The following is a 24109-nucleotide window of genomic DNA, read 5'->3' as shown; positions in this document are numbered from 1 at the left end:
GGCCATGCTTGATCAAATTCGGGCCGACTTTGCGATCATCCGCGAACGGGATCCTGCGGCGCGGGGACCATTGGAGATCCTGCTCTGCTACCCAGGGTTTCAAGCGATCAGCTTGCACAGGCTGAGCCATCGGCTTTGGCGCTCCCGGCTACCCCTGAAATTGCCGGCACGCCTGCTGAGCCAGCTGGGCAGAGGAATCACCGGCGTGGAGATCCACCCGGGGGCCACGATTGGCCGAGGTGTGTTCATTGATCACGGCATGGGGGTCGTGATTGGTGAAACGAGCGAAATTGGCGATCGCTGTCTTCTGTATCAGGGTGTGACCCTGGGTGGAACTGGCAAAGACAGCGGCAAGCGTCACCCAACCCTCGCCAACAACGTTGTCGTGGGAGCTGGAGCCAAGGTGCTGGGAGCCATTGAGGTGGGTGCTAACACCAGGATTGGCGCTGGATCCGTCGTTGTGCGCAGTGTTGAGCAGAATTGCACGGTTGTGGGCATCCCCGGGCGAGTGATCCATCAGAGCGGCGTACGGATTAACCCCCTGGCGCACTCAGCTCTACCTGATGCGGAAGCCAATGTGATCCGCAACTTGATGGAGCGGATTGATCAACTTGAAAATCAGGTGAGCGAACTACAAAGCTGCCTAAACGCTGTTGCCGCGGGAGGAAGCGGAGAAACCATTCGTGAAGTAAGTACGGGCCAATCCCAAAACCTCAAGGACAGAGAAATCCTTGAGTTTCTAGGGGACTAACGCTCTGGGGCTTACGCCGAGGTGGTCTGCGCTGCAGCAGGGGGAGCGGGTTTGAACATAAACATGGAATAGATCACATTGCGGCGCATATTCGTCATCATCTCCAGGAACATATCGTAGCCTTCATTTTTATATTCAATCAACGGATCTTTCTGTCCGTACCCTCGCAATCCCACCGATTCACGCAGGGCATCCATGGCCTGCAGATGCTCACGCCAGAGAGTATCAATCTGCTGAAGGATGAAGAAACGCTCGGCTTCTCGCATCAACCCTGGACGCAACTCCTCAATCTGGCCTTCTTTGAGATCGTAGGCATTGCGTAATTGCTCCTGAAGGAAGGCCTTGAGATCATCCATTGAGAGCCCCTGGAGTTGATCGGGCTGCAGGTCTTCAAGTAGATAAACAAACTCTTTCACCTTGCTCACAAGCTGTGAAACATCCCATTCCTCGGGAGGGAGGTCTGGATTCACATAGGCTTCAACAATTTCATTCATCGTGCGCTCTCCGTAACCAATCACCTGCTTCTTCAGCTCACGGCCATCAAGCACCCGCCTGCGCTCGGTGTATACCGCTTTGCGCTGATTGTTCATCACCTCGTCGTACTCAAACACCTGCTTACGGATGTCGTAGTAGTACGTCTCCACCTTCTTTTGCGCCCCCTCAAGAGAGCGGGTGAGCATGCCCGATTCAATCGGCATATCTTCCTCCACCCGGAAGGCATTCATCAACCCAGCGACGCGCTCACCACCAAAGATGCGCAGGAGGTTGTCTCCCAACGACAAGAAGAATCGCGTGCTCCCAGGATCACCTTGACGACCAGCACGACCGCGCAGTTGGTTATCAACCCGGCGTGATTCATGGCGCTCAGTACCGATCACATGCAGACCTCCTGCTTCGCGCACCCCCATCTCCTCCTGTTTCACCACGGCGTCGTATTCACCTTTCACCTGGGCGATTGCCGCACGCAACTGGGCAATCTCAGGATCCTCTGTTGGGGCTTTCTCTGCTGCCGTCGCAATCCGATCTTCCAGCTCGATCACACTGAGAGAGCGATCACCCCACGCCTTCACCAACTGCTTAGCGAGATCCACCAGGGACTGATCCGTCTCTTCCGTGAGCTGACAGGGATAGAGGTTCCCAATCGCCTTGGCTTCACTGGGGGCGTTGCCGTGAGGACCACTTGCAGGAGCAGGCGTGGAGAAACCACCACCGCCTTCTGCACTGCGCTGGAGAGGAACGGGGGGCCGATGACCATCCTCCGGCCGCACCAGCCGGGGAAGCAGCACTTCGCGCAACTTGAGGCGCGCCATGTAATCGCTGTTGCCGCCAAGGATGATGTCGGTGCCACGGCCCGCCATGTTCGTCGCAATGGTCACAGAGCCAGCTCGACCGGCCTGGGCAACGATTTCCGCCTCCCGCTCCACGTTTTCTGGCTTGGCATTGAGCAGGTTGTGGGGGATGTTTTCCTCCGCCAATAAGGAACTGAGCAGCTCACTTTTCTCCACACTGGTGGTACCCACCAAAACGGGGCGACCTTGCTTGTGCACCTCAGCGGTTTCCTTGGCAACGGCTCGCCATTTCGCCGTTTCGGTTTTGTAGACCTGATCCACCCAGTCCTGGCGAGCGCGGACCCGATTGGTGGGCACGATGGCGGTCTGCAAGGAGTAGGTCTTTTCGAATTCCGTTTCCTCTGTTTTGGCAGTGCCGGTCATCCCGGCCAAACGGGGATAGAGAAGAAAGAAATTCTGGTAAGTAATCGATGCCAGGGTTTGCGTTTCCGGCTGAATCGCTAAACCCTCCTTGGCCTCAATCGCCTGGTGCTGACCATCACTCCATCGCCGGCCTGGCATCACCCTGCCCGTGAACTCGTCCACGATCACTGCCTCACCATCGCGAACGATGTAGTTCACATCACGAACAAACAGCTCCTTGGCCTTCAGGGCATTGGTGATGTAGTGGGCCCATGGATCCTGAGGGTTGTAGAGATCAGCTACACCGATCAAGGCCTCAGCTTTGGCGAATCCCTCATCGGTGAGTGTGGAGCTGCGCTGCTTTTCATCCACCTCGTAATCACCTTCGGGGTCGATGCCGTCCTTCCCCATTTCGGCAGCCCGCTCAAGAGCATTCGCCACTTCCGCGGCTTTCTCATATTTCTCCTGGGGGCGTTCCACCTGGCCTGAAATGATCAAGGGAGTGCGTGCTTCATCAATCAGAATGGAGTCGACTTCGTCGATCACACAAAACTGAAACTCGCGCTGCACCACCTCATTGATGTCGGCAGCCATGTTGTCGCGCAGATAATCAAATCCAAGCTCTGAATTGGTGGCATAGGTGATGTCGCAGCCGTAATTAATCCGGCGTTCCGCCGGGGTCATGTCTTGCTGAATCAAGCCCACCGAAAGGCCGAGGAATCGATGCACCTGACCCATCCATTCCGCATCGCGGCGCGCCAGGTAATCGTTGACTGTGACCACATGCACACCACGGCCCGTGAGCGCATTGAGGTAACTGGGGAGGGTGGCAACGAGCGTTTTACCCTCACCGGTTTTCATCTCGGCGATCTGCCCCTCGTGCAGCACCATGCCACCGATCATCTGCACATCGAAATGGCGCATGCCAAGCACCCGCTTACCGGCTTCACGCACCACAGCAAAGGCTTCAGGCAGCAACTCGTCTAATAGGGGCCTTTGTTTATCCAGCGACCCGGCAGCTTCCAAGCGCTGACGAAACTCGGCCGTACGACGGCGCAGGTCGTCATCGCTCAAAGGCTCAATCTCCTCCTCGAGCAGATTGATATCTGAAACGATCGGCTGATAACGCTTCAGCTTGCGGGCGTTGGGGTCACCCAGCAGGAGCTTGAGCATGGAAATCGCCAAATCGACTGCGCAATACCCTACTGAGGCCCACCGGATGAGATGGCGATGACGACGGGAAATTAAGGCTGCCTACCGCTCGATCATCGTTGTGGGGAGAAGATCGAATCGAAAGCCTGCAACCAAACCTTGCGAGCAAATAAATTGAGATATTTGTCTCGAGCCTCAAGGCTCAGCGCCGTTCGAAGTTCGGGCGAAGCCGCCAATTGATCGAGAACCAACGACAAATCATCAGGCTGTTGGGACCAAGGCAATCCAGACAGCTGTCCGACCCAGCCCATCCCAGAACGCTGGTTTTGAAAAGCAAGTGACGGAATCCCGGCCGCCATTGCCTCTAACTGCACGATCCCGAAGGCTTCTGTGGAACGATCCGAAGGGAGCACCAAAACGTCTGCAGACGCGAGTTCTGCCAACTTCGCCGTCTCATCCAAACGGCCCATGAAAGTCACAGCGGAACTCGCGCCAAACAACTCCGCACGAAGCGATTCAAAGGCAAGCCTGCGTGGACCATCACCGACGACCGCCAAAGACCAAGGATTATTTAGAAGCGAAAGAGCTTCCATCAACCAGTCCAAGCGCTTGTAACTATCAAGCCGGCCAATGAATAACACCCGCAATGGCGTTGCCGTTGCGGAGCGCAACGGCAACGCCAATAGAACCTTTTCTTGCTCTGCATTCAAACAACAGGGCAAAACGGCCACACGAGCGGACTGGCATCCACAACGAATCAACTCTTTCGCCAGCACGGGAGAGGTCGTAATGACCTTGGTTAAGTGTGGAACGACACGAAGGGCCAACCACTGATAGACAGCAAAAAGGCGATTTTTCGAGCCTGGTTCCGGGGCAACAAAGCAGTGCCAATGGGCGAACACTGGCCGACGCGGTTGCAAAAGACGGGCCAGCAGTAACACCAAAAGCACACCTGGCGATGGCAAATGCCCATAGAGAGGCCGACGGGAACGCAACAGGCTCCACAGCGCACGTGATGGCAAAGGAAGCAACAACCGGCCAAAGGGTGGACTGGCCGGCAATACCACTCGGGGATAAGAAACCTGCAACGCATCAATCTCATCAGCGCTACGGGATTGCGCATCAAAGCTGAACACCGTTGCGCCCCACTCACTCGCTAATTCATGGGCCACCCGCTCCACTCCTCCATAGCCTGGAGGCCATTCGCGCATGAGTTGAACAAAAGAGTCCATTACCCATCAACCTGATCTTGAGCAGACAAACGATCAGGGATCGCAACGTTCACCGGATTCGATCATTTCTTTTCATCATCTCAGCCAGACGCAGATCGCTTGATGTTCGCCCCGTGTCGATGATGGAGAACTCATTAAGACGCCATGGCTCGCATTCGACTCGTGCAACATGCCGCCGGCGCCCCAGGCCTGAGATGGTTTGGACTGGGCCCTGATCTCAAGCCAAGCCGTGGCCTGCTCAAGCTGCGTCGCTTGCTCCACAAACATGCGTTCTGGGCGCAACAGCGCAACACGGCAGATCTAAAAAGGATGCTGGCGGGCAGCAGGGTTGTCGTGAGCCTTTGGCGGGGCAAGCGAATGGTGGGGTTCGGGCGAGCCACCAGCGATGGAATCCATCGCGCCGTGCTTTGGGATGTGGTCGTTGCAGGAGACCTTCAAGGCCGCGGACTCGGCCGGAGGGTCGTGGAAGCCCTGCTCAGCGCTAAAGCCATTCGCAACGCCGAGCGCGTGTATCTGATGACCACCAACAGTTCCGGGTTCTACCAACAGTTGGGGTTTGAACCAGCCAGCCCTCAGCAATTGCTGATCCGCAAGCAATGAGCAAAACAAGCCATCAAGAAAATCAGGAATTAAATCCTCTTGTAAGACAAAAGCTTTCAGTAGAGAAATAGTCCTTTAGAACAACATTGGACGCCCAAGAAAACCCAATTTTCTAACAATTCAAAGCAATGGCGAAGCCATTCGAGCATGAGCCATTTCCAGCCCTTAAGAGGATGGCTCCATCGACAATCAAGGTTCAGTTCAGCTCACGCAGAACTTCAACCAAAGAGTCAAGGAATGCGCAATTAGACAAGAAGATTGGGCACTTCGACGGAACATTAGTTAAACATTTTTCGATCCATTCTCTAGACAATTGAGATTGACTTAGCCGTGAGGATCCATGCGTTTCTGAAACTCTTGGCGCCACACCTCCCAGGTCTTTGAACCTGGTGTTTGCTGAACCATGAGCGCCTTTTGCTGACGTATAGCCTCTTCAGGCTGGTTCAGATCGAGACCTGTCATGGCATGAAGCGGTACATACCAATCCGACGCACAAACAGCTCAATCCTGTTGCCTTCAGGGTCTGGGACATGCAGCAACCAACTCCCGACATGGTTCAGCGACTCCATGCCTGTGATGCCACGTTCAGTGAACCCCTGAACGGCGTCGATGAGCTTGCAAAGAGTCTCAATTTCGAATGGGACCTGGTGAATCGTCGAGGCGCTGGTTTCAGAACGACCTGGAGCCAACACGATTTGATGATGCTCCAACAAAGAGCGGGAGAGGAACAGAATTTCCTGATCACCATTCCCCAAGCGATCCGTGACGCAAAACCCGAGATGGGAAAACGAAGGCTGCAGCGGCAAGGCTGAATTCACTGCCAGACCGCACTCAGATCCCCATGGACTGGAACACCCCTGCCCAGAGGCCAAGTGTCTCCATCAACAGGCTCACCCACCACTCGGACGGGCGCCGAAGCGAACCAACGAAAGCCCAGCTAAAACGAAAAGCGGATGAAGAGATTCGAACTCTCGACCCTCTCCTTGGCAAGGAGATGCTCTACCACTGAGCTACATCCGCGAAGCCGTGTTGAACGCTGTGTTCACTACGACTTGGGCAGCATGCAACACAAAGGGGCCGTTGGTCAATGCCCCGGCAATACCTTCATCAAGGAAGCCATCTCTAAAGCCTCCAATCCGTAGCTCCAACCGAGATTGCTCTTGATCCCCGCACGCTCAAGAGCCTGCTGCATCGTGTCGGTCGTCAACACCCCAAAGATCACAGGAACACCCGTGTCACGCGCCACAGCGGCAATCCCTTTACTGGCTTCCGAAACCACAACATCGAAATGGGGGGTGTCACCGCGAATCACGGCCCCGAGAGTGATCACCACCTGATAGCGCCCACTACGGGCAAGATTTTGGGACACCAGAGGCAGCTCAAAGGAACCTGGCACCCAGGCCACATCCATCTGACTGCTGTCAGCAGTCGTGTCAATGCCGTGACGGGATAGGCAATCCAAACAACCGCTCAGCAGCTTTGCCGTCACCAGATCGTTGAAACGGGCCACCACAACGGCGATACGAACCTGGCCTAGATCAGTGAAGCGTCCTTCAAATGTGGCCATAAAAAGCCAGGAGCAAGTCTGTCCATGCTCCCATCAAGACGTAACCCAATCAGAGGTGATCTTCAGACCACGAAGAAGCTCACGCCCCAGTTGAGCAACACCAGGGCCACCCAGGCGATCCCACCCAGCAGGATCAAGCGGTTGGAACGTCCGCTGTCTTCATTCGAGGCGTACAGCACAGGCACCGCCACGATGAGGGCAAACGACATCACCACCAGGGCCAGCACGGTGAGGGTGTTGAGGATCTGCATGGAGAGAGGTCGACGCCAGGGCGGTGCGAAAGATTCTCACATGCACGAGGAACCCTGGCCCACCTTGGAATCAACCTTCACAGCTTGTGGTGATCCAGCAACGTCTTCCGCTGCTGTGAGTCTTACGATTCACTGATCGCTTAGCCACCCCGTGCCCCAACCGGACTTGGCCCTGCAGGGCAACCTTTTTGGGGATGCGGAACCAGCCAGTTCAGCACCAAGCAAGGGCCAGAACAGACAAGGAGAGCCCGATCAGCTCGATGATCACGAGCTGACGGAAGACGCCAAGCAGCGCCCACGTCAGCGCCAAGGCCAAGAACAGCATTCCAAGCCCTCCACAAGCAGTCCAAGCGAAGAAGCACACTCCGAAACCTCTACGCCCGCAGGCAACGACAAAGACAACAGCGACGACGATCTGCCGCCGTGGTCACACCACAGCCAGGTCACGCCGGAACAACTCACCCCGATGCTCCGCCACTACGTGGAGCTCAAAGCCGCCCATCCCGAGCGGGTCTTGCTTTATCGGCTCGGTGATTTCTTTGAGTGCTTTTTCGAAGACGCCATCCATCTGTCGCGCCTACTCGAGCTCACCCTCACGGGGAAAGAGGCAGGAAAACAAATTGGAAGGGTGCCCATGGCTGGCATTCCCCATCACGCCGCTGAGCGCTACTGCTCAGAACTGATTCGCCGCGGCCTCAGCGTGGCGCTGTGCGACCAACTCGAGGCGGCCCCTGCCAGTGGCTCTGCCAAAGGAACCTTGTTGCGGCGCGACATCACCAGGGTGTTGACACCAGGCACCGTTCTTGAAGAAGGCCTGCTCAGCGCGCGCCGCAACAACTGGCTGGCGGCGGTGGTAGTTGAGCCCGCTCAAGGTCGGCAGCCCTTTCGCTGGGGGTTGGCCTGCGCCGATGTGAGCACGGGCGAATTCTTAGTCCGCGAACAAGAGAACAGCGCTGCGCTGCATCAAGAACTCTCGCGGCTTGATCCAGCGGAACTGATCCACCACAGCCAAAACAGCATGGCGCCCAGCTGGTGTCCAGAGCGACTGCAACGCTGCGACATCGGCAATACACCCTTCAGCCAACCGGAAGCAGAAGCGCTGCTCTTGGAGCGATTCCGATTACAAACCCTCGACGGTTTAGGGCTGCAAAACGTTCCCCTTGCCATGCGCGCCGCCGGCGGACTGATCTCCTACCTCGGCGAGACCTGTCCACTAGACGACAACGGCATCACCCCTCCGCCCTTGGAGCGACCGATCACCTGCTTCCCAGGAGACGCGCTGGTGCTGGATGCCCAAACCCGACGCAACCTCGAGCTCACCGCTACCCAGCGTGACAACCAATTTCAGGGCTCACTGCTCTGGGCGATCGATCGCACCCTCACCGCCATGGGCGCGCGTTGTTTGCGCCGCTGGATTGAGGCCCCGTTAATGGATCCCTCCATCATCCGAACCCGCCAAGAAAGCGTGAGCCAATTGGTGAGCAAGCGACCGTTGCGCCAAGCCTTGCGGCGCTTGCTGCGTCCCATGGGTGATCTGGAACGTCTCGCCGGAAGGGCCGGTGCAGGGCATGCCGGAGCCCGAGATCTCGTGGCAATCGCCGACGGCTTAGGGCGCTTACCCCAGCTCGCCAACCTGATCGCCAGCCAGCTCAAGGGTGGACCCTCTTGGCTGTCGGATGTGCTGAAACCTGATCCAGCACTCGCGACTCTCGGAGCGAGCATCCGGCATCAACTGGTGGACAGCCCACCGCTGAGCCTCAGCGAAGGGGGGCTGATCCACGACGGAGTCGACCCACTCTTGGATGGCTTGCGCAATCAGCTCGATGACCAAGAAAAGTGGCTGGCGGAACAGGAGCAACTCGAACGTCAACGCAGCAACAACAGCAACCTCAAGCTTCAATATCACCGCACCTTTGGGTATTTCCTATCGGTGAGCCGGGCCCGCTCAGGCGCCGTGCCCGACCACTGGATTCGGCGGCAAACCCTGGCGAATGAGGAACGCTTCATCACCCCCGACCTCAAGGCAAGGGAAGGGCAGATCTTTCAGATGCGTGCCCGTGCCGCGCAACGCGAGTACGAACTGTTCTGTGAATTGCGTGCAGAGATCGGCGATCACGCAGAAGCAATCCGCCGGTCTGCGCGGGCGATCGCGGGCCTTGATGCCCTCACCAGCCTGGCGGAGGCCGCTGCCACAGGAGGTTGGTGTGCTCCTGAAATCACAGCGGATCGCAGCCTGGTGATCGAACAGGGCCGCCATCCGGTGGTCGAGCAACTGCTGGTGGAGGACGCCTTCACCCCGAATGACAGCGAGTTAGGTACAGGCATCGATTTAGTGGTCCTCACCGGGCCGAATGCCAGTGGCAAAAGCTGCTACCTACGCCAGATTGGCCTGATCCAGCTGCTGGCCCAGATCGGCAGTTGGGTTCCGGCACAAACGGCACGGATCGGAATCGCAGATCGAATCTTCACGCGCGTAGGCGCTGTGGATGACCTCGCCGCCGGCCAATCCACCTTCATGGTGGAAATGGCTGAAACCGCCAACATCCTGCATCACGCCAGCGACCGCTCACTTGTCCTTCTCGACGAAATCGGACGGGGTACCGCCACCTTTGATGGACTCTCGATCGCTTGGGCCGTGAGCGAACATCTGGCCGGTGATCTCCAGGCCCGCACCGTGTTTGCCACCCACTATCACGAGCTGAATGCCCTGGCCGCAGAGCGCTCCAACGTGGCCAACTGCCAAGTGCTGGTGGAAGAAACCGGCAGCGATCTGGTGTTTCTCCATCGCGTCGCCGCTGGTGGAGCAAGCCGCAGCTACGGCATCGAAGCTGCCCGCCTAGCTGGGGTGCCTGCCAGCGTGGTGCAGCGTGCACGCCAAGTGTTGGATCAACTCGCCACCTGACGTAGCAAGGCATTCACGGCTGCTGCCACCAGGCCAGCCCCGCCGCGGGTGCCGTCCAAGCGGATCTGATTCAGGGTGGACTGCGCCAAGCGACTCTTGCTTTCCGGCACTCCCACAAACCCCACCGGCATGCCAATCACCAGGCTTGGAGCCGCTGCCCCCGCATCCAGTTGATCCAGGAGTTGCTCCAAGGCCGTTGGAGCACTGCCAATGAGCACAAGAGGCAAGGGCTGACTTGCAACCTCGGCGGCCTGGATCAGCTCCGGCCACGCGCGAACCATCGCCGCTGCCGAACGGGTAGATCCCTGCGGCGACTGAGCCGGAGCCCAATCGAGCAGGCAACGCACCTCATTCCCCGCGGTACGAGCCGCCATCGGCCGCACCGCCGCTGCCGCCATCGCTGTGTCCGTGAGGATCAGAGCTCCCGCCTTGAGAGCCTGAAGTCCGGCAACACAGGCACCGGGGCTGAACTGCAGCAGGGCCGCCAAAGAGGGATCCCCACTGCTGTGCACCAGCCGTTCGAGAACGTCTCGCGACAACGGGTCCAAACCGGTGTCTCCCAGCAGGGCCCGAATGCGGCGAATGCTTTCAGAAAAGATCGGATGATCGCGGTTCAGAGGAATCCAGACGCAACTCCGGCATCATCGACGCAAAGCCGCCCCCTGAGCTCCCAGCTTCTCCATGCCAATCCATCTGCTCTGGGGTGACGACAGTGCCGCCCGCGATCGTGCCGTCGCAGCCCTGATCGAGGAAGCGATTGACCCAAGCTGGAGCAGCATCAACCTCAGCCGCCTCGACGGCAGCGAAGCCGGCCAGGCTCAACAAGCCCTGGAGGAGGCACGCACTCCTCCTTTCGGAGCGGGAATGCGGGTGGTGTTGCTGCAACGCTCACCCTTTTGCAATGCCTGCCCAAGCGAACTCGCGGATCGCTTTGAAGCTTCCCTCGAACTCATCCCAGACAGCACCCAGCTGTTGCTCACCAACCCAGCCAAACCAGACGGACGCTTACGCACCACAAAGGCTCTTCAAAAACGGGTCAAGCAAGGGCTCGCTAGCGAACAAAAGTTCCAACTTCCAGCGATCTGGGATGGAGCCGGCCAACGCCAACTGGTGGAGCGCACAGCCGCGGATCTCAACGTGAGCATGGAAACGGAGGCCGTATCCGCACTCGTTGATGCCATCGGCAATGACAGCGCACGCCTCACCATGGAATTGCAAAAGCTGGCGCTCCACGCCGAAAGCCATGGGCAGGAGCGCATCAGTGCCGAAGCCGTGCAGACCCTGATTGACGGCCAAGCCACCAATGCCTTCGCCGTGGGCGATGCCTTGCTGGAAGGCGATGCTGGGGGTGCCATTGGCCTCCTGGATGCCCTCATTGATGCGGGTGAACCCGCCCTACGCATCGTTGCCACCCTCACAGGACAAATCCGTGGCTTGCTTTGGGTCCTGCTACTTGAACAACAAGGAGAACGTGATGTGGCCGTCATTGCCAAAGCCGCCGGCATTGGCAATCCAAAGCGGATCTACGTGATGCGCAAGCAATTGAAAGGCAGAAACCCGAAACGGCTTTTATCTCTCTTGGGACGACTTTTAAAGGTGGAAGCGATGCTTAAACGAGGAGCTTTAGCAGGAGATGCTTTTCGAGAAGGATTGTTGGGCTAATTGCTCATCCTCCTCACGCACTAACAGAATCCACAACCTCACCGTTAATCCATCTCCAATACGTCCAAAGTGTTCTGCCGACGTTGCACGTCACCCCTTGCATAATCATCAAGACACTGATCTTTCCGAACCAAGACGCAAGATACATAATCTGATGCGGCTATTAGAGCAGCACGAACAGCTTTAGAAGCAGGAGTTTTTTTCGTTTCACTGGAAGACTCATTGAAACCAAACGTTCCAGCTGCTGCCAGGCCGTAAGCACCACCAGCACCTGTCAGTCCACCAACCAAACCCGCCAAGGGAGCCAAGGAACCACCAGATCCCTTTACTTTAGCCGTATTTTTCGCTCTACCTTCAACAGTTTTATAGCCAACAACTTCACCCGTAGTTGTATCAACAATACGAAGATCTAGCGAAACATACGCCTTAGTTTCCGCCACATCTTTAGAGCCTCCAAAACCCAAAAACCTCATTCCGCTTCCAGACTGCTTTGTTTCCACATTATTTTCGTAGCCGCTAACCCGACCAAGAATGACGTATTGAGAGCCAGTCATCTGTCCAGACTTTGCAGCACGGTCATTCTTTCTAACGATGCCAAGTTCGGCCATCTCCTGCTCCGACAACACAGCCTTGACATTTTGCCGTTCGACCACCGTGAGTCCACCTGCAGCAGACAATTCGTTCGAAAGAGCATCGGCCAGTTGCCTACTCACTCTGGGGCTCCACCATGCCAGCTGGCCAACTTCGTTTTTAAAATCTGGCACGGATACAGTTGGGCCTGCGATCGACGCAAATGAGCCAACAAAAGCAAGTCCAATAAAAAATGAGGGAAAGATTGCAGCCGTCCGTTCTTTCATAACAATAAGTATCAGCAAATAAATTAACCACGATTCCCTGAGTATGTAAACAACAGCTTTTCCAAAGTAAATTGAGTCAATGGTCATCCTCAACGCAGCCACAATGAGACAATCTCCTGCTGTTGGAGACCGTTGAGATGGCCCTGCTGGTGCAGAAGTTCGGCGGCACATCCGTCGGCAGCGTGGAACGCCTGCAGGCCGTCGCTCGGCGCATCGCCGACTGCAAAGAAGACGGCAACGATCTGGTGATAGTGGTGTCGGCCATGGGCCACACCACAGACGAGCTCACCGCCAAGGCCAAAGCGATCAGCTCCGCCCCGCCGCAGCGGGAGATGGACATGTTGCTCTCCACCGGCGAACAGGTCTCGATCGCCCTGCTCTCGATGGCCTTGCATGAACTGGGTGTGCCGGCGGTTTCGATGACCGGATCCCAAGTGGGAATCGTGACTGAATCCGCCCATGGGAGAGCCCGCATCCTCGATGTGCGCACCGACCGGCTACGTGCCAGGCTTGCAGAAGGGCAAGTCGTCGTCGTTGCTGGCTTCCAAGGCACCAGCCTCAGCAGTGGCGGAACCGCCGAAATCACCACCCTGGGCCGCGGAGGTTCAGACACATCAGCCGTTGCCCTAGCAGCAGCCCTGGGGGCGGATGCCTGCGAGATCTTCACCGATGTGCCCGGGGTGCTCACCACCGATCCGCGCAAGGTGGCCAATGCCCAACTGATGCCAAAAGTGAGCTGCGATGAAATGCTCGAACTCGCCAGCCTGGGGGCAGCGGTGCTCCACCCCCGCGCTGTTGAGATCGCCCGAAACTACGGCGTGAACATGGTGGTGCGCTCCAGCTGGAGCGATGCACCAGGTACCACGCTTACCAGTCGCAGTGCCAGACCGATCGGCCGCGAGGGATTGGAACTCGGTCGTCCTGTTGATGGCGTGGAACTCCTCGAAAATCAAGCGGTGCTGGCCCTCTCCCATGTGCCTGATCAGCCAGGGGTTGCCGCCCGCTTATTCGAAAGCCTTTCTGCAGGCGGAGTGAACGTAGATCTGATCATTCAGGCCACCCATGAGGGCAGCAGTAACGACATCACCTTCACCGTGGCGGAAGCTGATCTCGACCAGGCTCGCAGCATCTGCACCACGCTGGTAGACAGCCTCGGTGGCAATCTCAGCTCTGACGGAGGCATGAGCAAGCTGAGTATCAGGGGCGCTGGGATCATGGGGCGCCCAGGCATCGCAGCTGGCTTATTCGACACGCTCTCGCGAGAGGGCATCAACCTGCGTTTGATCGCCACCAGCGAAGTGAAAGTGAGCTGCGTGGTGGATGCTTCCAAGGGCAGCAAGGCTTTGCAAGCTGCTCAACAGGCCTTTGAACTGAGCACACAACAACAACACATCAACCCTCCTGCCAGCGGAGAGGGTGAGCCCGAGGTAAGAGGCGTTGCCCTCGATCGTGATCAGGCACAACTTAGTGTTCGCCATGTGCCCGACCAGCCGGGGATGGCGGGTTCCCTCTGTTCAGCACTCGCTGATGCCGGCATCAGCCTTGATGCCATCGTTCAGTCCGAACGGCAGCACAGCGATGGCAGCCGTGACATCAGCTTCATCGTGAAACGTGAGGACCGAGCTGCCTCTGATCAAGCCCTCGCGCCGCTCCTGGCCCAATGGCACGGTGCCGTTCTCGAAGATGGGCCTGCGATTGCCCGCGTCAGCGCAATCGGTGCTGGGATGCCTGCCACAGCAGGGACAGCTGGCCGCATGTTCAGGTTCCTTGCTGAAGCGAACGTAAACATCGAATTGATCGCCACCAGCGAAATCAGGACCAGTTGCGTCGTGGCCGAATCCGATGGAATCAAAGCCCTCGAAGCCGTCCATGCCGGCTTCCAACTCGGCGGATCTGAATGCCATCAAGCACAGGGCACAGAATCTCCTCTTGAGGCCGAGGCCTTTCAACCCTGATCATCTGCTGCTCCCCACCAGTTTCTGACGCAACTTCTTAATCCGATCACGCAGGTTGGCCGCTTCCTCGAAGTCAAGCTTTTTAGCTGACTCCTTCATCTTCAGCTCAAGTTGATCGATGAGCTCAGGCAGGGCGTCGAGAGCCAAGCCATCGATGTCTTCCTCTAAAGCCTGCACCGCTTTTCCGGCCACCTTGACCAAGTCGGCATCCGGGCCATCAGCTTTGAGCTTGCGTGACAATTCGAGGAAACTCAGGATCGAATTGCTGGCTTTCTTGCCTGCAGCCGTGGGCGTAATGCCGTGCTTTTCGTTGTAGCTGTTCTGGATCTTGCGACGGCGCTCAGTTTCTTCAATCGCCTTCGCCATGGAATCAGTCATGGTCTCTGCATAAAGCAAGGCTTTGCCTTCCACATGCCTTGCTGCGCGGCCAATGGTTTGAATCAGGGAGCGCTGGGCCCGCAGGAAGCCTTCCTTGTCTGCATCAAGAATCGCCACCAGCGACACTTCAGGGAGATCCAATCCTTCCCGCAGCAAATTGACGCCAACGAGTACGTCGTACTCGCCCAGGCGTAAATCCTGAATAATCTCGATCCGCTCAATGGAGTGAATCTCGGAGTGCAAATAGCGCACACGAACTTTATTTTCGGCCAAATAATCCGTCAGGTCTTCCGCCATCCGCTTGGTGAGCGTGGTCACCAACACCCGCTGCTTCTTGGACGCACGATCACGGATCTCACCGAGTAAGTCATCCACCTGTCCGGTGGTGGGGCGCACCTCCACAAGCGGATCCAGCACACCCGTAGGGCGGATCACCTGTTCTGCCACTTGCCCTTCGCTGACCTCCATCTCCCAATTTCCAGGGGTGGCACTCACAAACACGGTCTGCTTGGCCTTGTCCCAAAACTCCTCCGATTTGAGCGGCCGATTATCAGCAGCACTCGGCAAGCGGAAACCATGATCAATCAGCACCTTTTTACGAGCCTGATCGCCGTTGTACATCGCCATTAACTGGGAGCAGGTCACGTGGCTTTCATCCACGATCAGCAACCAATCATCGGGGAAGTAATCAATCAGACATTCCGGCGCTGATCCAGGTTCACGACCAGACAAATGACGGGCATAGTTCTCCACTCCATTGCAATATCCAATTTGTTGCAACATCTCCAGGTCGTAGGTAGCACGCTGTTCTAACCGCTGAGCTTCGAGCAGCTTGCCCTCTCCATTCAAAAACTCCAATCGCTCTTTAAGCTCAAGACGAATGGCCTTCACCGCATCATTAAGACGCTCTTTTGGGGTCACAAAGTGTTTAGCTGGATAAATACTAATTGCATCCATGCTTTGTAAGATTTCACCGGTAGTTGGGTCCACATAGCGAATCGCCTCTACCTCCTCTCCAAATAATTCAATGCGTACCAAACGGTCGTCATAGGCCGGACCGATTTCAAGCACATCACCTTTTACGCGAAAACGTCCCCGTCCGGCTTCCGTGTCATTACGGCTGTACTGGTTGTTCACTAAATCGCGCAGTGATCCGCGAAGATCCAAGTTTTCACCCACCTTGAACGGCACTGCCGCCTTGAGATATTCGCTTGGAATTCCTAGACCATAAATACAGCTGATCGAGGCCACCACGATGACATCACGACGCTCGAACAGCGACCGGGTTGCAGAGTGACGCAGCATGTCGATCTCTTCATTGATCGAGGCTGTTTTGGCGATGTAGGTATCGCTCACCGGAACATAGGCTTCCGGTTGGTAATAGTCGTAATAGGAGATGAAATATTCGACAGCGTTGTGCGGAAAAAACTCCCGGAGCTCATTGCAAAGCTGGGCCGCCAATGTTTTGTTGTGGGCCAACACCAAGGCCGGACGTCCGGTTTGGGCGATCACATTGGCCATCGTGAACGTCTTGCCCGTACCCGTAGCTCCTAGAAGCGTTTGATAACGCTCTCCACCATTGACACCCTCCACCAGCTTGGAGATCGCCGTGGGTTGATCTCCCTTGGGCGTGTAAGGCGCCGATAGCTCGTAGGCGGGCATGGTCCGTTGGCGTCGAGCCTGTTGTAAGGCTGATCAGGCTACGGCGATTGACGAAGCAACGGCGGTTTCCGCAGCAGCGCAAGCCAACCATGAGCCCAAACAGTGTCCGCTCTAGGCCAACGATCCGATCAAAGCTGCCCTGGTGAAATCCACATCAGCGAGGCCAAGAGCACGCAAGACCACGGCACTAATCACGCTGTAGACAACCGCGCCACCGATAGCACTGATCAGACCGTTCTTAAGGCGAAAGCCCTGAATCAGCCAAGCGGCCAAACCAAACAAGACGACCGTAATCAACCAGTTGAACAGAAACGACACCGGCGAGATCAACCCACCCAGCGAGGTGATGGCCCAAACCGGACCCATCACGACTTTGAGCGGCAGAATCAGCAGCGTGCCCAACAAGCCAATCAACACAGCTGCCCAGAGGGCCGTACCAAAGCTGGCCAGTTCCACACCGAGGGGAAGCGCTGCTACGACCAGCAACACCAGGGCTCGAATGGGCCATTGCAGTAACCAGCCAAGCGTTCCCATCACAGTCCAACCATCACTGATCGCAACCTAGGAATTTTTTGGGAAACAGCCCAAACAAGCGACTGGTCAAAGCAGCGGGAGCAAAGCTGCCAAGAACCAGATCGTCGTGCCGGTGCAACCGCAATTCAGACGCGGCTCATGGCTTGGGAACCCAAAGCTTCGCGAAGCCCACGCACCACAGCAGTCATCGCCAGCTCATCATTGAGTCGATTCACTGCCGATCCAACGCCCACACCCGCAGCTCCGGAGGCAATGGCCATCGGTACGGTGACAGCAGACAACCCAGAGGCGCACAGTACCGGCACCGCACACTCGGCCTGATGCAGCGCAGCACTGATGCTGTGGGATGCGGCCAAGGTAGGAGCTGCTTTTTCAATCAATCCAAGGCTGCCAGCGCTGAAGGGCTTCGCGCTGGTACCGCCTTCGGTTTGGATCAGATCAGCACCGGCTGTCACCAAATCCACAGCCAACTGCTCTTGCTGATCCAGCGGCAGCACATGGGGCACCGTGACACTCATCACCACGTCGGGAAGCAGCTCACGGGTTCGGCGGGTGATGGCCAGCACTTCAGCCGCATCAAAAATGCGGCCTTGGGGATAGAAAGCGTCGTAATTTCCAATCTCCACCATGGCCGCACCAGCAGCCACAGCGGCAGGAAACAGTTCAGGATCCACCGCAGACACGCAAACGGGCACACCAGCGGAGGATTCGATCGCCAGCGTGACCAGCGCTGCATCACAGGCCACATCAATCAAATCAGCACCGCCGCGACCCGCGGCAGCCGCCACCATCGCCACGTTGACCTGATCGAAGTTCATCAGACCGGCGATCACCTTGAGTGTGGAACGCTGCTCCAGGCTGCGGCGGAGCTCAGCTGGCAGCAGAGAAAGGCGGGACATCCCAGCGAAATCAGATTCCATCATTCTCACACCGCACGTGTGATCGCGCCTAAGAACAGGCAAGATCAAATTTCTGTTGTTCCACTCGCTGGGCACACCATGGCTGCATCCAAAACCTGGTTGCCTTGGCACGACACCCTGCACCGCCAACTGCTAAGGCAACCGAACCTGTTGCCCGATGGGGAAACATTGCTGATCGCTCTCTCCGGCGGTCAAGACTCCATGGCCTTACTCGGCCTACTCCTGGGGCTTCAACACTTACATCATTGGCAGTTTCAGCTGTGGCACGGAGACCATGGTTGGCACGATCGATCAGCAGCCACTGCTTCCGAACTCAAGGAGTGGTGCCAAAGCCAGGAGCTGCCTCTTCAGATCAGCCGCAATACGAGAGACCACACAGGCACGGAGGCCGACGCCCGATCCTGGCGCTACCAGGAGCTTGCCGCATTAAGCCAACAGTTCTGCTGCCGCACTGTTCTCACCGCTCACACGGCGAGTGACCGGGCGGAAACATTGCTGCTGCAATTGGCCAGAGGCACTGATCTAGCCGGCCTTGGCAGCTTGCGGCCCATCAGACCACTTCAAAACGATGACCCCAGCGGCGCTCGGCTGGTGCGTCCCCTGCTGACCTTCAGCCGAGACGACACCACCCAAATCTGCCAGGACTTGCAACTACCCATTTGGCTTGATCCATCGAATGCCAATCAGGCATTGAGCCGCAACCGCATCCGCAACGACGTGCTGCCAGTGCTGGAGGAGTTATATCCCGGCTGCAGCCAACGCATCGCTCAACTCAGCGAGCGGATGTCCCAAGTGGAGGACAGCCAACGCACCCTGGCCACACTGGCCCTTGAACAGCTGCGCAGTGAACGCGGCTTGCAACGCAACGCACTCAAGGCTGTTCCAGAAGCAACCCGTCGACTCTTGCTCCATCATTGGCTGCAACAACAAGGTGTTCGCGCGCTCTCCGCCAGCCAACTCAACACATTGAGTTTTGCCATTGGCCCTGGCAGCCCCCCCGGAAGCCGCTCTTTAGCGAAGCACAAGACTCTGCAATGGACCCGCGACTCGGTACAACTGGTGAGCAAGCCATAACAACCTCGCTTGAACGCTGATTTTCAGGAGCAATACGTCGCCGCTGAGCAGGCCTACAGCGCCAGTGAGTTCGACAAAGCAGACGATTTGGCGCGACCACTGCTGGGGCAACTGGACCCACTTCCTACCTCAGGAGCGGAACGGGACGCGACCCTGGCCTGGAGAGCCTTTGTGGCCCTGTTGCTCGGTCACATCCACCTCTATGGAAAGGATGATGTCAGCCAGAGCGCCGACTTTTACAGGCTCGTCCTTGCCAGCGAGCCGCCGGACACTTTGCGGGAACTGGCTCAACAAGGCCTCAACGAAGCTTTGGAGCGCTCACCTGTCATTGATGTTGCCGTGTCTGCACCTCCGGCAGAAGAGCTGGCATCAGTGCCCTTTGCAAACGCATCAAGCCAGTCAGCAGGCAACGATCTCATCCGTGATCCGTTTTTAAACACCACCGCAACGGGCGCAGAGGCAGACAACCGCGACGCTGAAACGATCGAAACGGCCATGCCCTGGCTGAAGGCTGAGTCGCCACAGCCAAAGGAATCTCCACAGCCAAAAGATCTGGACAGCGCTGAAGAACGAACTGAAAAGTCAATCAACTTGGGAGACGCTCCTCAGCAGGCTTCAACTCCATCGCTGACACGCGCCTTTGATGCAGCCCCCCAACGTTTGGAGGAAGGACTGCTGCGCGTCAACCTGAAGAACATTGCCCAAGTTGGATCCTCATCAGCTCAGACAGCTGATGAGGACCAGGCAAAATCTCTTTCCTTGCAGAAGCGATTGGAATTGGCCTTGCGTTCCCTACGCCGCCGCTGAACGACGACGACGGGTACGTCCAGCTGGCATCTCGGGCTCGGGAGCATTGGTCACAACCACTGCCGACGCAACAGGCTCTTTAACCGGAGCAGGGGCCGGCGCTGGCGTTGCTGCCGCTGCAGGGGCTGGTGTTCCAATCACACGCGAAGGAACCACCCGAGCAGGGGCCGCATTGCGATCACGCCGGACATGGCCGTTGCCGCTATCGCGGCCAGGACCACCATGACGACCGCCACGCCCGCGGGATGCCGGACGGGTATCAGGTTCTGCATCGGCCCGGCCTTTGTACACCGGTGTGCCACCAGGTGCCGGCTGAACGAGACAAAGAATCAAGGGCTCCACTTGCATTTCGCGGCGCATGCGCCGACCTAAGCCCACTTCCACTTCGCGCTGGACGCCCATCCAATCCACTTCGGGAGAGGCCCCATCCACATGGCGGCAGAGCTGCTTCCAGCGATTTTCCAGCACCCACTTAATTTCACGTTCCGTCCACAGCGACATCTTGCGCGCATCCGCGGTGGTGACCACACCACGCAAGTTGACGCGCGGCGGAGCCACCATCGCCCCATCGGTGCTAATCGCGGCCAAGATCGTCACGATCCCGTCAACAGCAAGCTGTTGACGCTCCTTGAGCACGCGTGCATCAACGATGCCATTGCGCGACTGATCGAGCAGCTCGATACCTGCTTTGACTGGATCGCCTTTGCGCATTGAATCCGGAGTGAGCTCAACGACATCTCCGTTATTGATGATCAGCGTGTTGTCTTCTGGCACGCCCATGGAATGGCCAGTTCGGGCATGCTTCACCAACATGCGGTGCTCACCATGCACAGGCACGAAATATTTCGGGCGGGTGAGAGCCAACATCAGCTTCTGATCTTCCTGGAAGCCATGGCCTGACACGTGAATGCCTTCACCCTTGCCGTACACCACCTTGGCTCCCAAGATCATCAACTTATCGATCGTGTTCACCACTGAAATGGTGTTGCCAGGGATCGGGCTCGCAGAAAAGATGATCGTGTCTGAGGTTTTCACCTTCACTTGCGGATGATCACCACGTGAAATCCGGCTCAAAGCAGCAAGAGGCTCACCCTGGCTTCCGGTCATCAGCAACAGCGTCTCGCGATCTGGTACATCGTTGATCTGCTTGATCGGCACAAACAGCTCATCGGGTGCACGCATGTAGCCGAGTTCACGGGCTTTGGCGATCACATTGAGCATGGAGCGCCCAAGTAGACCCACCTTGCGTCCGTTTTTAAGCGCCAGTTCAAGAATCATCGACACCCGATGAATCGAGCTCGCAAACGTGGTGATGATCACCCGCCCTTCCGCTTCCGCGATATGGCGATCGAGGTTGGGGAACACAGAACGTTCAGGCGGGCAGTATCCAGGGACCTCCGCATTGGTGGAGTCACTAAACAGACAAAGCACTCCCTGATCGCCGTAATGGGCAAGGCGGGCCAAGTCAAAGTGCTCACCATCCACAGGGGTGTGGTCAAACTTGAAATCACCGGTGAAAATTACGGTGCCTACTGGAGTGGTGATCGCCAGCGAAAAGCTGTCGGCCATCGAGTGGGTGTTGCGAATGAACTCCACCGAGAAGTGCTGACCCACCTTCACCACATCTCTTGGGCCCACTGTCTGAAGCGTGGTGCGATCGGTCACACCGGCCTCATCCATTTTTCCTGTGAGCATGGATAGGGCCAAACGGGGCCCATAAATCACCGGGATATCGAAATTCTTGAGGTGGTGTGCGATCCCACCGATGTGATCTTCGTGACCATGGGTCACGATCATGCCCCGAATCCGGCTCTGGTTTTCACGCAGGAAGCTCGTGTCAGGCATCACCACATTCACACCGTGCATGCCATCACTGGGGAATGCCAAACCGGCATCCACCAGCATCAGGTCATCGCCGTACTCGAACACGCAGGTGTTCTTGCCGATTTCATGCAAGCCACCCAGTGGAATCACACGGAGACACGCCTGCTTGGTTTTAGAAAGAGTGGATGTCATCGATAAAGTTCGCGAAGGATTTAAAAAAGAAAAAAATCTGTACTGGCAGCCGGAGCGTCAGGTCTGACGCAGGGCAATGAGAAGGTCGGCTAAGGAATCGCGCATGGCTGAATTAAGGGGCAATAAAGGAAGACGAGGAGCACCTACGGGCCATCCACTCAGCTCAAGAGCAGCTTTCACAGGGATGGGGTTAGAGGTTGCAAAGAGGGCCTGGAAGAGCGGCGTTAACTGCTCGTGTTGACCAAGAGCAACAGCGTTCTGACCGCTGAGGTAAGCATCAATCATGTGGCGCAAACGCCTGCCAACAACATGGCTGGCCACACTCACCACACCAACAGCACCAGCGGACAACATCGGCAAGAGCAAGCCGTCATCACCGCTGTAGACGGCAAGGCGAGGTCCACAGGCCAACCGCAGCTCGGTGACTTCTTCAATGGAACCGCTGGCCGCCTTAAAGCTCACCACATTGGCGCAATTCATCAGCTCAGCCGCCGTGGCTGGAGCCAAACTCGTGCCAGTGCGTCCAGGCACGTTGTAAAGCATCAGAGGTAGCTCTGGAGCCGCCGTCGCAATCGCTCGGAAATGCGCTTCCAAACCCTCTTGTGGAGGCTTGTTGTAGTAAGGCACAACCACAAGGGCACCATCAGCACCTGAGGCCGCCGCTTCCCGCGTGGCATTCACCGCCTCACTCGTGCTGTTGCTGCCCGTACCCGCAAGCACCTTGACGCCAGGTCCAACGGCTTGACGGACCACCTCCAGCATCTTGACTTGCTCCTGCCAGCTCAGGGTTGGAGATTCACCCGTGGTGCCACAAACGACTAGCCCATCGGAACCTTCCTCGACAAGATGACGGGCCAAACGACCTGCCAAAGCCAAATCCACGCGGCCCTCAGCATCGAAGGGGGTCACCATGGCCGTTAACAAACGGCCAAACGGAGTCGGAGAAAGTTCAGCAGCAGGACTCATATAAATCAAACAGAAGGAAGAAGCAGTTCGGCAATTTGAATGGCATTCAAAGCAGCACCTTTGCGAATCTGATCACCACAAAGCCAAAACTCAAGAGCATTCGGCTCACTGATGTCCTGACGAATCCGCCCCACCATGACCGGGTCTCGACCGGTTACATCGGTGGGCATTGGGAATCGGTTGTGGGCGGAATCGTCGAGTAACTCAACACCGGGAGCAGCAGCCAGAAGTGAACGGGCCTCCTCAACGGAGAACGGCTCATGAAATTCCACATTGACCGCTTCTGAGTGAGCGCGCAACACAGGGACCCGCACGCATGTTGCAGTGAAACGCAAATCAGGTAATCCCATGATCTTTCGTGTTTCATTCACCATCTTCAGCTCCTCTTCGCAGTAGCCATTTGGCTGCAGCGGAGAATTATGCAAAAAAAGATTGAACGCAAGCGAATGGGGCAACACCTCACTGTTGGGGGTGCCTCCATCAAGCACCACCTGGGAGAGCTCGCGAAGCTCATCCATGGCGCGGGCACCAGCACCACTGGCCGATTGATAGGTGCTCACCACCACGCGACGCAAAGGTCGGCGCAACGCCAGCGGCGCCAACGCCAAGCTCAGCAAAATTGTGGTGCAGTTGGGATTTGCAATCACGCCCTGGTGCTGCTGCGCTGCCTCTGGATTGACCTCGGGCACGACAAGAGGCACACCATCTTCCATGCGAAACGCGCTGGAGTTATCAACCATCACAGCTCCCGACGACACGATCGCTTCGCGCCAAGCCTTGGAGACCGATCCACCGGCCGAGGCAAGCACCAAGTCAACTCCTTGGAAGGCTGTGGCTGTGGTCTCTTGAACGATGAGCTCCTGCCCCTTCCAAGAGCAGCGACTCCCAGCAGACCGGGCGGAAGCCAAAAGGCGCAGTTCAGCGACAGGAAAATTCCGCTCCTCAAGGAGCTGGAGAAGCTCTTGACCCACGGCACCACTGGCACCCAGGACAGCAACGGTTAGGGGTCGGTTAGGGAATGGAGCGGCGGAGATCAAACGAATGAAACTGGAACAAAATCTGGTGTAAGCCGTGGCTACAAGCCACTCACTGCATCGATCCCTGGCGTTGTGACGCCGCAGGGAGTTGCTAA

Annotated in this window: 21 protein-coding genes and 1 tRNA gene; 7 read left to right on the top strand and 15 right to left on the bottom strand. The window is 57.2% G+C overall.

Translation table 11 applies throughout. The features are described from left to right. Nucleotides 1–4: 4 nt before the first annotated feature. Nucleotides 5–751: a serine O-acetyltransferase gene (gene cysE, locus SIC18_RS03360; RefSeq protein ID WP_048347666.1), complete on the top strand. Its 747-nt coding sequence runs from the start codon at nucleotides 5–7 to the stop codon at nucleotides 749–751. Between the two features lie 11 nt (nucleotides 752–762). Here cysE and secA read toward each other — a convergent pair whose 3' ends face one another. Both secA and SIC18_RS03350 read right to left on the bottom strand, forming a co-directional pair. Then, nucleotides 763–3615 carry a preprotein translocase subunit SecA gene (gene secA / locus SIC18_RS03355; RefSeq protein ID WP_048348412.1) on the bottom strand — a complete coding sequence of 951 codons (2853 nt, stop codon included), beginning with the start codon at nucleotides 3613–3615 and terminating at the stop codon, nucleotides 763–765. A 92-nt stretch (nucleotides 3616–3707) separates the two neighbouring features. Further along, on the bottom strand, nucleotides 3708–4826 hold the full coding sequence (locus SIC18_RS03350) for a glycosyltransferase family 4 protein (protein WP_413430153.1): 1119 nt from the start codon (nucleotides 4824–4826) through the stop codon (nucleotides 3708–3710). A 144-nt stretch (nucleotides 4827–4970) separates the two neighbouring features. Between SIC18_RS03350 and SIC18_RS03345 the strand changes: the two genes are divergently transcribed. Next, nucleotides 4971–5426, top strand: coding sequence for a GNAT family N-acetyltransferase (locus SIC18_RS03345; protein ID WP_048347664.1), 456 nt, complete (start codon nucleotides 4971–4973; stop codon nucleotides 5424–5426). 324 nt (nucleotides 5427–5750) lie between these two features. Here the strand turns inward: SIC18_RS03345 and SIC18_RS03340 are convergent, their stop codons facing one another. The 5 genes from SIC18_RS03340 to psbZ form a co-directional block, all read right to left on the bottom strand. Further along, nucleotides 5751–5888 carry a hypothetical protein gene (locus SIC18_RS03340; protein ID WP_413430152.1) on the bottom strand — a complete coding sequence of 46 codons (138 nt, stop codon included), beginning with the start codon at nucleotides 5886–5888 and terminating at the stop codon, nucleotides 5751–5753. Beyond that, on the bottom strand, nucleotides 5885–6244 hold the full coding sequence (locus tag SIC18_RS03335; RefSeq protein ID WP_413430151.1) for a hypothetical protein: 360 nt from the start codon (nucleotides 6242–6244) through the stop codon (nucleotides 5885–5887). Before SIC18_RS03335 ends, SIC18_RS03340 begins: the two co-directional genes overlap by 4 nt. 130 nt (nucleotides 6245–6374) lie before the next feature. Next, a tRNA-Gly gene (locus tag SIC18_RS03330) sits at nucleotides 6375–6446 on the bottom strand. A 64-nt stretch (nucleotides 6447–6510) separates the two neighbouring features. Further along, entirely contained in the window at nucleotides 6511–6993 is a 483-nt protein-coding gene (gene ribH / locus SIC18_RS03325) for a 6,7-dimethyl-8-ribityllumazine synthase (RefSeq protein ID WP_048347663.1), read from the bottom strand. Nucleotides 6994–7055: 62 nt separating this feature from the next. After that, nucleotides 7056–7244, bottom strand: a complete 189-nt coding sequence (gene psbZ, locus SIC18_RS03320) for a photosystem II reaction center protein PsbZ (RefSeq protein ID WP_048347662.1) — start codon at nucleotides 7242–7244, stop codon at nucleotides 7056–7058. A 151-nt stretch (nucleotides 7245–7395) separates the two neighbouring features. On the opposite strand from psbZ, the gene mutS reads away from it, so the two are divergent. Next, nucleotides 7396–10146: a DNA mismatch repair protein MutS gene (gene mutS, locus SIC18_RS03315; protein ID WP_413430150.1), complete on the top strand. Its 2751-nt coding sequence runs from the start codon at nucleotides 7396–7398 to the stop codon at nucleotides 10144–10146. Here mutS and SIC18_RS03310 read toward each other — a convergent pair. Then, nucleotides 10131–10694 (bottom strand): precorrin-8X methylmutase, encoded by a 564-nt coding sequence (locus SIC18_RS03310; protein ID WP_371190313.1) that lies wholly within the window; start codon nucleotides 10692–10694, stop codon nucleotides 10131–10133. The genes mutS and SIC18_RS03310 overlap by 16 nt on opposite strands. 133 nt (nucleotides 10695–10827) lie before the next feature. Between SIC18_RS03310 and holA the strand changes: the two genes are divergently transcribed. Then, a complete protein-coding gene (holA, locus tag SIC18_RS03305) occupies nucleotides 10828–11808 on the top strand; it encodes a DNA polymerase III subunit delta (RefSeq protein WP_048347659.1) in 981 nt (326 codons plus the stop codon). A gap of 44 nt (nucleotides 11809–11852) precedes the next feature. Here the strand turns inward: holA and SIC18_RS03300 are convergent, their stop codons facing one another. Next, nucleotides 11853–12752 (bottom strand): CsgG/HfaB family protein, encoded by a 900-nt coding sequence (locus tag SIC18_RS03300; RefSeq protein ID WP_413430149.1) that lies wholly within the window; start codon nucleotides 12750–12752, stop codon nucleotides 11853–11855. Between the two features lie 50 nt (nucleotides 12753–12802). Here SIC18_RS03300 and SIC18_RS03295 point away from each other — a divergent pair, with 50 nt between their 5' ends. Further along, entirely contained in the window at nucleotides 12803–14620 is a 1818-nt protein-coding gene (locus tag SIC18_RS03295) for an aspartate kinase (RefSeq protein WP_413430501.1), read from the top strand. Here SIC18_RS03295 and uvrB read toward each other — a convergent pair whose 3' ends face one another. From uvrB to SIC18_RS03280, 3 genes are all read right to left on the bottom strand, one after another. Then, nucleotides 14621–16660: an excinuclease ABC subunit UvrB gene (uvrB, locus tag SIC18_RS03290; RefSeq protein ID WP_048347657.1), complete on the bottom strand. Its 2040-nt coding sequence runs from the start codon at nucleotides 16658–16660 to the stop codon at nucleotides 14621–14623. It abuts the gene before it with no gap. Nucleotides 16661–16771: 111 nt separating this feature from the next. Next, nucleotides 16772–17194: a phage holin family protein gene (locus SIC18_RS03285; protein ID WP_048347656.1), complete on the bottom strand. Its 423-nt coding sequence runs from the start codon at nucleotides 17192–17194 to the stop codon at nucleotides 16772–16774. A gap of 125 nt (nucleotides 17195–17319) precedes the next feature. Further along, nucleotides 17320–18093 (bottom strand): DUF561 domain-containing protein, encoded by a 774-nt coding sequence (locus SIC18_RS03280; RefSeq protein WP_413430148.1) that lies wholly within the window; start codon nucleotides 18091–18093, stop codon nucleotides 17320–17322. Between the two features lie 99 nt (nucleotides 18094–18192). On the opposite strand from SIC18_RS03280, the gene tilS reads away from it, so the two are divergent. Then, nucleotides 18193–19188 carry a tRNA lysidine(34) synthetase TilS gene (tilS, locus tag SIC18_RS03275; RefSeq protein WP_413430147.1) on the top strand — a complete coding sequence of 332 codons (996 nt, stop codon included), beginning with the start codon at nucleotides 18193–18195 and terminating at the stop codon, nucleotides 19186–19188. A 9-nt stretch (nucleotides 19189–19197) separates the two neighbouring features. Further along, entirely contained in the window at nucleotides 19198–19995 is a 798-nt protein-coding gene (locus SIC18_RS03270; protein ID WP_413430146.1) for a hypothetical protein, read from the top strand. Here SIC18_RS03270 and SIC18_RS03265 read toward each other — a convergent pair. The 3 genes from SIC18_RS03265 to SIC18_RS03255 are packed head-to-tail and all read right to left on the bottom strand — an operon-like array spanning nucleotide 19981 to nucleotide 24014. Further along, nucleotides 19981–22011 (bottom strand): ribonuclease J, encoded by a 2031-nt coding sequence (locus SIC18_RS03265; RefSeq protein ID WP_048347654.1) that lies wholly within the window; start codon nucleotides 22009–22011, stop codon nucleotides 19981–19983. The genes SIC18_RS03270 and SIC18_RS03265 overlap by 15 nt on opposite strands. A 57-nt stretch (nucleotides 22012–22068) precedes the next feature. After that, nucleotides 22069–22977: a 4-hydroxy-tetrahydrodipicolinate synthase gene (gene dapA / locus SIC18_RS03260; protein WP_413430145.1), complete on the bottom strand. Its 909-nt coding sequence runs from the start codon at nucleotides 22975–22977 to the stop codon at nucleotides 22069–22071. Between the two features lie 5 nt (nucleotides 22978–22982). Then, nucleotides 22983–24014 (bottom strand): aspartate-semialdehyde dehydrogenase, encoded by a 1032-nt coding sequence (locus SIC18_RS03255; RefSeq protein ID WP_250395910.1) that lies wholly within the window; start codon nucleotides 24012–24014, stop codon nucleotides 22983–22985. Nucleotides 24015–24109 lie beyond the last annotated feature (95 nt).

This window comes from Synechococcus sp. Cu2B8-bc1011 (genome assembly GCF_047302735.1).
Classification (GTDB): Bacteria; Cyanobacteriota; Cyanobacteriia; order PCC-6307; family Cyanobiaceae; genus Synechococcus_C.
This window is presented reverse-complemented; position numbering and strand designations above follow the sequence as displayed.

Excerpts from the sequence above, each read along its gene's own strand:
- SIC18_RS03285 (WP_048347656.1), bottom strand. The coding sequence starts at position 17,194 with ATGGGAACGCTTGGCTGGTTACTGCAATGGCCCATTCGAGCCCTGGTG.
- psbZ (WP_048347662.1), bottom strand. The coding sequence starts at position 7,244 with ATGCAGATCCTCAACACCCTCACCGTGCTGGCCCTGGTGGTGATGTCG.
- SIC18_RS03295 (WP_413430501.1), top strand. The coding sequence starts at position 12,803 with ATGGCCCTGCTGGTGCAGAAGTTCGGCGGCACATCCGTCGGCAGCGTG.
- uvrB (WP_048347657.1), bottom strand. The coding sequence starts at position 16,660 with ATGCCCGCCTACGAGCTATCGGCGCCTTACACGCCCAAGGGAGATCAA.
- SIC18_RS03340 (WP_413430152.1), bottom strand. The coding sequence starts at position 5,888 with ATGACAGGTCTCGATCTGAACCAGCCTGAAGAGGCTATACGTCAGCAA.
- tilS (WP_413430147.1), top strand. The coding sequence starts at position 18,193 with ATGGCTGCATCCAAAACCTGGTTGCCTTGGCACGACACCCTGCACCGC.
- cysE (WP_048347666.1), top strand. The coding sequence starts at position 5 with ATGCTTGATCAAATTCGGGCCGACTTTGCGATCATCCGCGAACGGGAT.
- SIC18_RS03300 (WP_413430149.1), bottom strand. The coding sequence starts at position 12,752 with ATGACCATTGACTCAATTTACTTTGGAAAAGCTGTTGTTTACATACTC.
- holA (WP_048347659.1), top strand. The coding sequence starts at position 10,828 with ATGCCAATCCATCTGCTCTGGGGTGACGACAGTGCCGCCCGCGATCGT.
- SIC18_RS03345 (WP_048347664.1), top strand. The coding sequence starts at position 4,971 with ATGGCTCGCATTCGACTCGTGCAACATGCCGCCGGCGCCCCAGGCCTG.
- dapA (WP_413430145.1), bottom strand. The coding sequence starts at position 22,977 with ATGAGTCCTGCTGCTGAACTTTCTCCGACTCCGTTTGGCCGTTTGTTA.
- SIC18_RS03280 (WP_413430148.1), bottom strand. The coding sequence starts at position 18,093 with ATGTCCCGCCTTTCTCTGCTGCCAGCTGAGCTCCGCCGCAGCCTGGAG.
- SIC18_RS03350 (WP_413430153.1), bottom strand. The coding sequence starts at position 4,826 with ATGGACTCTTTTGTTCAACTCATGCGCGAATGGCCTCCAGGCTATGGA.
- SIC18_RS03265 (WP_048347654.1), bottom strand. The coding sequence starts at position 22,011 with ATGACATCCACTCTTTCTAAAACCAAGCAGGCGTGTCTCCGTGTGATT.
- ribH (WP_048347663.1), bottom strand. The coding sequence starts at position 6,993 with ATGGCCACATTTGAAGGACGCTTCACTGATCTAGGCCAGGTTCGTATC.
- secA (WP_048348412.1), bottom strand. The coding sequence starts at position 3,615 with ATGCTCAAGCTCCTGCTGGGTGACCCCAACGCCCGCAAGCTGAAGCGT.